Source organism: Propionivibrio sp., assembly GCF_016790145.1.
Classification (GTDB): domain Bacteria; phylum Pseudomonadota; class Gammaproteobacteria; order Burkholderiales; family Rhodocyclaceae; genus Propionivibrio.
In genome coordinates this window covers 1-8,761 of sequence record NZ_JAEUOI010000229.1, presented here as the reverse complement: position 1 = coordinate 8,761, position 8,761 = coordinate 1, and the positions used below count along the sequence as shown (strand labels likewise).

General features: G+C 57.3%; 8 protein-coding genes and 1 pseudogene. 6 read left to right on the top strand and 3 right to left on the bottom strand.

Annotated features, from left to right (window positions below; genetic code table 11):
* Positions 1-122: 122 nt before the first annotated feature.
* Entirely contained in the window at positions 123-506 is a 384-nt protein-coding gene (locus JNM42_RS18505) for a chaperone modulator CbpM (protein WP_294273789.1), read from the top strand.
* Positions 507-687: 181 nt separating this feature from the next.
* Here JNM42_RS18505 and JNM42_RS18500 read toward each other — a convergent pair whose 3' ends face one another.
* The 3 genes from JNM42_RS18500 to JNM42_RS18490 form a co-directional block, all read right to left on the bottom strand.
* Positions 688-1,131: a cache domain-containing protein gene (locus tag JNM42_RS18500; protein ID WP_294273787.1), complete on the bottom strand. Its 444-nt coding sequence runs from the start codon at positions 1,129-1,131 to the stop codon at positions 688-690.
* A 65-nt stretch (positions 1,132-1,196) separates the two neighbouring features.
* Complete coding sequence (locus tag JNM42_RS18495) at positions 1,197-1,361, bottom strand: DUF1328 domain-containing protein (protein ID WP_294273784.1); 165 nt, start codon at positions 1,359-1,361, stop codon at positions 1,197-1,199.
* 150 nt (positions 1,362-1,511) lie between these two features.
* On the bottom strand, positions 1,512-1,670 hold the full coding sequence (locus JNM42_RS18490; protein ID WP_294273781.1) for a DUF3309 family protein: 159 nt from the start codon (positions 1,668-1,670) through the stop codon (positions 1,512-1,514).
* 515 nt (positions 1,671-2,185) lie between these two features.
* Here JNM42_RS18490 and JNM42_RS18485 point away from each other — a divergent pair.
* The 5 genes and pseudogenes from JNM42_RS18485 to JNM42_RS18465 form a co-directional block, all read left to right on the top strand.
* A complete protein-coding gene (locus tag JNM42_RS18485) occupies positions 2,186-2,485 on the top strand; it encodes a DUF883 family protein (protein WP_294273778.1) in 300 nt (99 codons plus the stop codon).
* Positions 2,486-3,098: 613 nt separating this feature from the next.
* The gene (locus JNM42_RS18480) at positions 3,099-3,386 is read left to right on the top strand and encodes a ferritin-like domain-containing protein (protein WP_294273776.1); all 288 of its coding nucleotides are present in this window, start codon (positions 3,099-3,101) and stop codon (positions 3,384-3,386) included.
* Positions 3,387-3,582: 196 nt separating this feature from the next.
* On the top strand, positions 3,583-6,102 hold the full coding sequence (locus JNM42_RS18475) for an EAL domain-containing protein (RefSeq protein ID WP_294273773.1): 2,520 nt from the start codon (positions 3,583-3,585) through the stop codon (positions 6,100-6,102).
* 144 nt (positions 6,103-6,246) lie between these two features.
* Positions 6,247-6,561 carry a BON domain-containing protein gene (locus JNM42_RS18470; RefSeq protein WP_294273771.1) on the top strand — a complete coding sequence of 105 codons (315 nt, stop codon included), beginning with the start codon at positions 6,247-6,249 and terminating at the stop codon, positions 6,559-6,561.
* Positions 6,562-6,674: 113 nt separating this feature from the next.
* A pseudogene (locus tag JNM42_RS18465) lies at positions 6,675-8,761 on the top strand (cyclic beta 1-2 glucan synthetase); the annotation flags it as partial.

Here is an 8,761-nt window from a genome sequence, read left to right as displayed (position 1 = left end):
TTCTATGCGTCGCTGCAAGTTGCCTTGCCCGCGGCCGACAGCGAAGCAGCCAAAACCTTTTACCTCAACATGGCCAAACAGTTAACAACGTTCAATCCGCGCAGCGGACTGGGAGTGTAATCATGGAGAACGATAAAACCGAGTTTCAGAGCGAGCCAGCACCGGATTCATCGACGTCAGGCGCAACGCCCGAAACCAGGATGCTGCCGCAACTGAGCGGCATCATCCTCGAAGAACTGAGAGAGCTGACGCTGGCCGAGCTCTGCCGCGCCTGCGCAGTTCGTTCTGAAAGCATTGTCGAACTGGTCGAAGAAGGGGTTCTCGCGCCAAATGGTCGTGAGCCTCATCGTTGGCGCTTCAGCGGCATTCACATGCACCGCGCAACGGTAGCCCTGCGCCTGCAGCGCGACCTTGGCGTCAACCTTGCCGGAGCCGCACTGGCGCTGCAATTGCTTGATGAAGTCGAAGCCCTGCGCGCACGACTCAAAGTAATGGGCGGTTATTGAGACGGCAAGGCGTCCAAACCTGATTATTAACTTGGCTTGCACAGGAAAGCGGCGTCCGTCAGTCGGAGGCTTGCAGCCCATCACCTCAAAAAAATGCGTGCCGCGGACTCTCACCCGCAGCACGCTTTGCTGAAACGTCTTTCGCTTCAGTCGGTAAAAACTGCTTCAAGCCACAGCCTGATCACTTGTAGTAGCCCACCGCGCAGACCTGGTCACCGATTTTGGTGAAGTAACTGACTTTCTGCACCAGCGGCTCGGTCGTGCCCGGACGCGGCCACTTGTAGGAAACCTCGGCGATCTTTCCTTCCTGTGCGTTTTTGTACATTTCCTCACCGATCGGCTTGCCCTCCTTGTCCTTCAGATCCTTGAGGCTCTTGCCGGTTAACGTCGGGTGAGCCGTGAAGTTCCCGTCGGTTCCTCCGCAAAACGGGTACAGGTCGCGATCCTTGAAACCGCCTTCGCCCTTGGCGAACTGCATTAGAGCACCGGACTTGTTCGCCTTTACGGCTGCGGCGGCTTTTTCGAGCATGGCTTTCGCTTCCGCTGCTGTGCCGTAATCGGCTGCGAACGCAGTGCCCGTAATCAGTGCACCGGCAATCGTGCCCAGAATCATCTTTTTCATCATGTAATGTTCCTTTTGTAGTTGGTGATGCAAAAAATGCCGCCCTTGTACTCGCTATCGGGTGAATCTTACTTGCGACGTGTCATTCCAACGATAAGCGAAACGAGAAACAGCAGGATAAAAATGTAGAAAAGGATTTTGGCGATCCCGACGGCGCTGGCCGCGATACCGGTAAAGCCCAGCACTGCTGCTACCAGCGCGATGACTAGAAACACGACAGCATATTGCAGCATTATCTTTCCTATCGTAAAAAAGCGGTTAAACGTCCATTCCTGGTCAACGTTTTCCATAATCCGACCAGGCTGGTAAATTTGATTGGCCTCATGCTCTTGTCGCTACGCACATCCCTGACCGCTCCATGCTGCGAGCGATCGGGGAACACGCTATAACCTGCCCATCAACATCAGGACAACCAGGATCAGCAGCAACAGCCCGATACCACCGCTGGGGGCGTAACCCCATCCCTGGCTGTGCGGCCAGCTTGGAATCGCACCGATAAGCATCAAAATCAAGACAATCAGCAGAATAAATCCTAATGACATTTCATTTCTCCTTATATCCAGTCCTGTCGGAGCAGTGCCTGATAAAGACCCTGCAGCCCGCCAATGCTGCATTTCCAGACACATCCGAAGCAGTTTTCAAGTGTTTCATCGCTTGCTTCCTGAGGCGGTAGTTCTATCCCGGACCTTGCGGCGCCCACCGGTTTTACCGATGGTCATCGCCATGTCCTTGAGTACAAGATGGATCAAATGGGGGAAAGCGTCTGTGCGACAGCGCACATTTCCTGGTTATTTCGCCGATGATTTTCTGGAGTTGATGAGCGCTGGCAAGTGACTTCTGTGCGTTGTCGCACAGACTTGGAGACTGGCGAGGAACAACATTAGAAGTAGAGGAAAGCCGATGCCCGATTAGGTGCTCCAAATTGCTTCCTCGCCATTGGCGTTGTTGCTCGGTTCACACCGTGTGCTCGCCCTGTTTCTAATTTATATCAGGAGGCATGATGACTACCGAACTTACCGTAAGCCAAGGGAGCGTCCAGAGCAGCAAGGAAAAGCTTGTGAATGATCTTAAACGTGTCGTCGGCGATGCTGATGTCTTGCTCAAGGAAGTGGTCAGTTCCAGCGCCGATCAACTCACTGCAGCGCGTTCGAGGATCGAAACCAGGCTGGGCGAAGCTAAAACCAGACTAAACGATGCAAGAATTGCGGCCGCCAGCAAGGCCTGCAGTGCCGCCGAAGCCACCCAGGATTACGTTCGTGATAATCCCATGAAAATAATCGGGGTTGCCGCGCTTGCTGGTCTGCTCGCCGCCTTCCTGCTCAGTCGCCGTTCATTCAGAGAAGACGGCGCTGGTTGAAGGCACCGTTGAAGACGATGTCGTGTTTACGACTGCACACCGATAGTAATCGATCAGGCGGCAGCAGTTTCTACTCGCGACCACGCGGTGCGCGGAGTATTGCAGCGCACCGCGTCAAGGTTGCCGATGCAGGTGAATAATGGAGACAAGTCAAATCATGACGATCAATAGACGCTTCATCCATCCATTACTACCCAATGAGGGCGTTGGCTGTTCAACTTTTTCTCGAACATGCCCGCTCTGCAACTCGCCAGTGTTCCGCATATCCCGTCGATTCGTCGATTTGCTGATCAGTACCTTCGTGCCGGTTCGCCGCTACCGATGCAATTCGATGACGTGCAATTGGGAAGGAAATCTGCGCAATAAGCGAAGAGTCCAGCCGGACCGCAGTTTTGGTGTGCCAAGCGAAGCAGGAAGCGGCACCTCAGGGGAGTCACTGAAGAGTGGTGACATGGTCTCCGAAAAGCAACCGCGATGAGTAGTCGACTCATCCTGCATCGAGTCGCGATTTCAGCGAGCAAAGACAAGGGTGAGCCATGCAGGAACGATCCGCGTGTCTGCAACAAAGTCAGTAATTCCCAGCCTGCAATTCTGCAATCATCAGGAGAATGAAATGTCCAGTATCGGTTATCACGAACCCATTGAAGAACTGTCGTCCGCAACGCGCGACATGCACAGAGCCATCGTTTCCCTGATGGAAGAACTGGAAGCGATTGACTGGTATAACCAGCGTGTCGATGCATGCAAGGACAGAGAACTCAAGGCCATCATCGAGCACAATCGTGACGAGGAAAAAGAGCATGCCTCCATGCTGCTGGAGTGGATTCGGCGCAAGGATGTCAAGTTTTCCGATGAACTCACGGACTACTTGTTCACCGAAAAACCGATTACGGATCAGTGAGCAGAACTGGTAGTTCAGTCGATCCTGTACAGCAAGGCCCTCACCGTGTTCTCGCGCCCTTCCTGGTTGCAAGCTCGAGCATTGAGACTGGTGGCCAGGCTGACAAATGGCTCCTGTGTTATGGCGATAGCTGACGCGAGAGCCAGGTTTCAATGACTCTATGATCTCGTTCGCAATTCCTACGGAAGCTCATGGCATGAACGATACACCGACTACCGTTCTGCTCGTTGAAGACGATGACGCCGATTCCAGCCTGATCCAGGAGGCTCTGGCGGGCGCGGGCGGCAATTCGTTTCGTGTCGAGCGGGTTACTCAACTCTGCGCTGCGCTCGAACGAATCGGCAGTGAAGATATCGATGTGATCCTGCTCGACCTGACGCTGCCCGACAGCCAAGGCCTGGCGACCTTCGATCAGGTGTTCACGGCGGCCCCGAATGCCATGATCATGGTACTTTCCGAAGCCGGTGACGAAGCAAGCGCCAACCTGGCTGTACAGCGTGGAGCGCAGGACTATCTCGTCAAAAACCATGTTGACGCTCACTGGTTGCCACGCGCTCTGCATTACCTCATCGAGCGCAAAGCGAGCCGGGAAGCGCTGCAAATCAGTGAGGCACGCTTCCGCGAGATGAGTGATGCTTCCCCGCTGGGCATCTTCGTTGCCGATGCGGAGGGGGCCTGCATCTACACCAACGTCGCCTATCACAGGATTTCAGGGCTGTCCTTAGAACAGACGCTCGGTACCCACTGGACCACGGCGATCCACCCGGAAGATCGCCAGCAGGTGCTTGCCGAGTGGCGAACCGCTGCGATGGGCCGCGATCCATTCCAGACGGAATACCGGTTCTTGCGCGAAGACGGGAGTGTCGTGTGGACGCGCGTCAGCAGCGCCCCGATGCTCGACGGGTTGCAGGGTCTCGGTCGAGTGAAAACGGTTGAGGACATCACCGAGCGCAAGGCGGGCGAATTGAAGTTGCGCATGGCGGAAGAAGCCCTGTACGAGGAAAAGGAACGTGCCCAGGTCACGCTCAACTCCATCGGTGACGCGGTGCTGTGCACCGACCTGACGGGCAATGTGACTTATCTGAATCTGGTGGCCGAGGCGATGACCGGCTGGTCTCGTGAGGACGCAATCGGCCGGCCGCTGGCCGAGGTGTTCAGGATTATCAACGGTACGACGCGCGATGCCGCTGAGAATCCTGCGCAGCGCGCCATTGCCGAGGACCGTACCGTCGGGCTGGCTGCGGATAGTGTGCTGATCCGCCGCGACGGCTTCGAGACCGCGATCGAGGATTCCTCCGCTCCGATCCACAACCGGGACGGCCGGGTTACCGGCGCCGTCATCGTCTTCCATGATGTCAGCGAAACGCGCTTCATGGCCCTCAAGATGACACATCTGGCGCAGCACGACTTTCTCACCGGATTGCCCAATCGCCTGCTGCTGACTGAACGCCTGACCCAGGCCATCGGGCTGGCCCGGCGCCACAAAAAGCAAGTTGCGCTGCTGTTCCTGGATCTGGATCATTTCAAGAATATCAACGACTCGCTCGGGCATGCGATCGGCGACCTGCTGTTGCAGTCGGTTGCCGAGCGCCTGCTGACGAAAGTGCGCGCGACGGATACGGTATGCCGGCAGGGCGGTGACGAGTTTGTGATACTGCTGGCCGAAATCGAGCAGACGCAGGATGCGGCCCACGTTGCCGAAACCTTGATTGACGCGTTCGCCAGGCCTCACCTTATCGGCGGACACGAGCTTCATGTCACCTTGAGCATCGGCATCAGCGTCTTTCCGGATGACGGCGTCAGTGCCAATAGCACAATCCAGAACACGGACACCGTGATGCAGAACGCGGATACCGCGATGTATCACGCCAAGACCATCGGACGAAACAACTTCCAGTTCTTCAGGGCCGAAATGAACACCCGTGCGGTACACCGGATGTTTATCGAAAACAGCCTGCGCCGCGCCCTCAAGCAGGATGAGTTTCTGTTGCACTATCAGCCGCAGATCGATCTTGTTTCAGGAACGATAATAGGTACCGAGGCTCTTGTTCGCTGGCAGGATCCGGAGCATGGGCTCATTCTGCCTGGGCAGTTCGTGCCGATCGCGGAAGAGTGCGGCCTCATCGTACCCATCGGTCGCTGGGTATTGCGCGAAGCCTGCCGGCAGGTCCAGGCCTGGCGGGCTGCAGGCCTGTCCGCCGTGCCCGTGGCGGTCAATGTTTCCGCCCTGGAATTCAGGCACAGCAACTTCGCAGAAGGCGTTGCCCTGATTCTCAAGGAGACCGGGCTGCCAGCCTCGTATCTCGAACTGGAATTGACCGAAAGCATCATCATGCACGACACCCAGTCGTCGGCATCGGTGCTTGAAGCACTCAAGGCAATGGGGGTGAAGCTGGCCATCGATGACTTCGGTACGGGCTATTCGAGCCTGAGTTATCTGAAGCGCTTCCCGATCGACACGCTGAAGATCGACCAATCCTTCGTGCACGACATCGCCATCAATGCCGACGGCGCGACCATCGTCGGCGCGGTGATCGGGATGGGTAAAAATCTTCAGCAACGGGTCATTGCCGAGGGGGTGGAAACGCAGGAGCAACTGGCTTTCCTGCAGACGCGGCAATGCGCCGAGGGACAAGGATTTCTGCTCAGCAAACCCTTGCTCGCCGCAGACTTCTCGCGCTTGCTGGTCAGCGGAACCATCGAACTGCCAGGGTGAGCGAAGCTCCCGTTCCTGATTGCCGCGTGGCGCTATGTGCGCCAGCGTACCGACGGCAAATGCCCTGGTGGCTATCCTGACTCCAGGTTTCTACACCTTGCGTGCGAAAGAAGCCTTATCTCAACCCACTCTGGAGAATCAATCATGAAACAGCTTGGCAAATATCTGTCTGCACTTTTTATGGCCGTTATGCTGATAACCGCCGTCGGTTGCGCGTCTACCTCGAAGCAGGAGGGTACCGGCGAGTACGTCGACGACAGCGTCATTACCACCAAGGTGAAGGCCGCCGTACTGAATGAGCCGACCCTGAAATCCGCCGAAATCAATGTCGAGACCTTCAAGGGCGTCGTTCAACTGAGTGGCTTCGTCAGCTCGCAGGCCGCGGCGAACAAGGCGGTCGAAGTGGCACGCAGCGTCAGTGGCGTGAAATCCGTCAGGAACGACATGCGCATGAAGTAAGTGAAGCAAGTGAAGTAATAACGCGAGCCACTGCCAGGCTGCATGTGCGGCAAAGGCTCGCGGGGTCTTTCGTTCTTCGGTGAACCCATTGCATCTGGAAAGGTGACCTTCAATTGAATGCTGGCGCGAAGCTCACTGAATATCTGCGTCAGTTCAAAACGATGATTGGCAGCAGCGTTTTGCCCCACATTCACCCGGCTGAAGAACCTCCATTGCCACCATTGCGTTCGGAGTTGTTCACTGCCGATCAAATGGAGCAGCATGGCAAGTCGCTTGCCGCTTCGCACCGGCTGGCTTCGGGGCGCGGGCCGGATCAGTTGCTCGGCAGGCTGGCAGCGAACGAAAGCACCTTGGTCGGCGTCTGCAACCTGTTGGCGGCGGCGATCAGCGAAAATCACCGGATTTCACCGGCCGCGGAGTGGCTGCTCGACAACTTCTATCTCATCGAAGAGCAGATCCGCACCGCCAAGCGACACTTGCCCAAAGGCTACAGCCGGGATCTGCCGCGCCTCGAAAATTTACCCTCCGGAGAATCAGGGCCGTCCGCCGGGTGCCCTCGCGTCTATGACATTGCTCTTGAAATAATTTCGCACGGCGATGGCCGTGTTGACACCGAAGTCCTGAGCCGCTTTGTCGCGGCTTACCAGACGGTCACCGCGCTCAAACTGGGCGAGTTGTGGGCGACGCCGATCATGCTGCGGCTGGCGGTCATCGAGAATCTCCGTCGCGTTGCCGTACGCATCGCTGTCGGCCGGGTCGAACGAAACCTGGCCAACGCCTGGGCGGACACGATGACGGAGACCGCCGAGAAAGACCCCAAAAGCCTGATTCTGGTGATCGCCGACATGGCACGATCGAACCCGCCCATGGCCAGCGCCTTCGTCGCTGAACTCGCGCGCCGCTTGCAGGGTCGAGGACCCGCCCTGGCCTTGCCCTTGACCTGGATCGAACAGCGTCTCTCCGAATCGGGTCTGACCATCGAGCAAATGGTACAACTGGAAAACCAGCAGCAGGCCGCCGATCAGGTCTCGATCAGCAACAGCATCGGCAGCCTCCGGGTTCTCGGTGCGGTGGACTGGCGCGAGTTCGTCGAAACCCTGAGTGTCGTCGAACAGGCACTGCGTGAGGATCCCGGCGGCGTTTATGGCCGGATGGATTTTGCCACCCGTGATCGCTACCGTCACGCCATAGAAAAGGTGGCCAAAAAAGGCCGTCTCACTGAGGATGAAGTGGCGCGCAAGGCCGTCGATCTGGCGCGCACAGGCGCAGCGATCAATGCCGGTAACGGAATCGGCGAACGTGCGCGGCATATCGGGTTCTACCTGATCGACCAGGGCCTGCCGGAACTCGAGCGGGCAGCAGACGTTCGCCTTTCCGGCTTTGAGTTTTTGCGCAGAACGGCAGCCCGCTTTCCATTGCTCCTGTATCTGGGCCCTATCATTCTGATCACGGCGCTCCTCACCAAGGAGCTGCTGGCCCAGGCTGAACCCGGGTTGCACTTCGCCGGGCTGTCCGCCGCGGTGAATGTCGGCCTGTCCGGTTTATTGCTGCTCTTGTTCGGCGTCTTCTCGCTGCTGGCCGCCAGTCAGTTGGCCGTAGCGCTGGTGAACTGGCTGGCCACCCTGCTGGTGAAACCGCATGCGCTTCCCAGAATGGACTTCTCGAAAGGCATTCCGCTGCAATCGCGAACGCTGGTCGTGGTGCCGACCATGCTGACCAGTGCGCAGAACATCGAGCATCTGATTGAAGCGCTCGAAGTCAGGTTTCTGGCGAATCGCGATGATTGTCTGCACTTTGGTCTATTGACCGATTTTTGCGACGCCGATCAGGAATCGCTCCCTGCAGACGAGCCGCTCGTGCATCTGGCTCAGGCGAGAATCGACGAGTTGAACGCGAAGTATGTCAGCGATGCCAACCACACCGACGACGATATCTTCTTCCTCTTCCACCGCCCGCGACGCTGGAATCCGCAGGAACGAATCTGGATGGGATATGAGCGCAAGCGCGGCAAACTGGCCGATTTGAATGCGCTTCTGCGATCTTCCGGGAGCGAAAGTCAGCGGTGTGGCGTCGGCACGCTCGGCGCCGATGTCCGCAGCGAATCCCGAATTGATCACTTTTCGCACCTCGCCGGCAACATTGCCGTCCTCTTCGGCGTAAAGTACGTCATAACGCTCGACACGGATACGCAGTTGCCGCG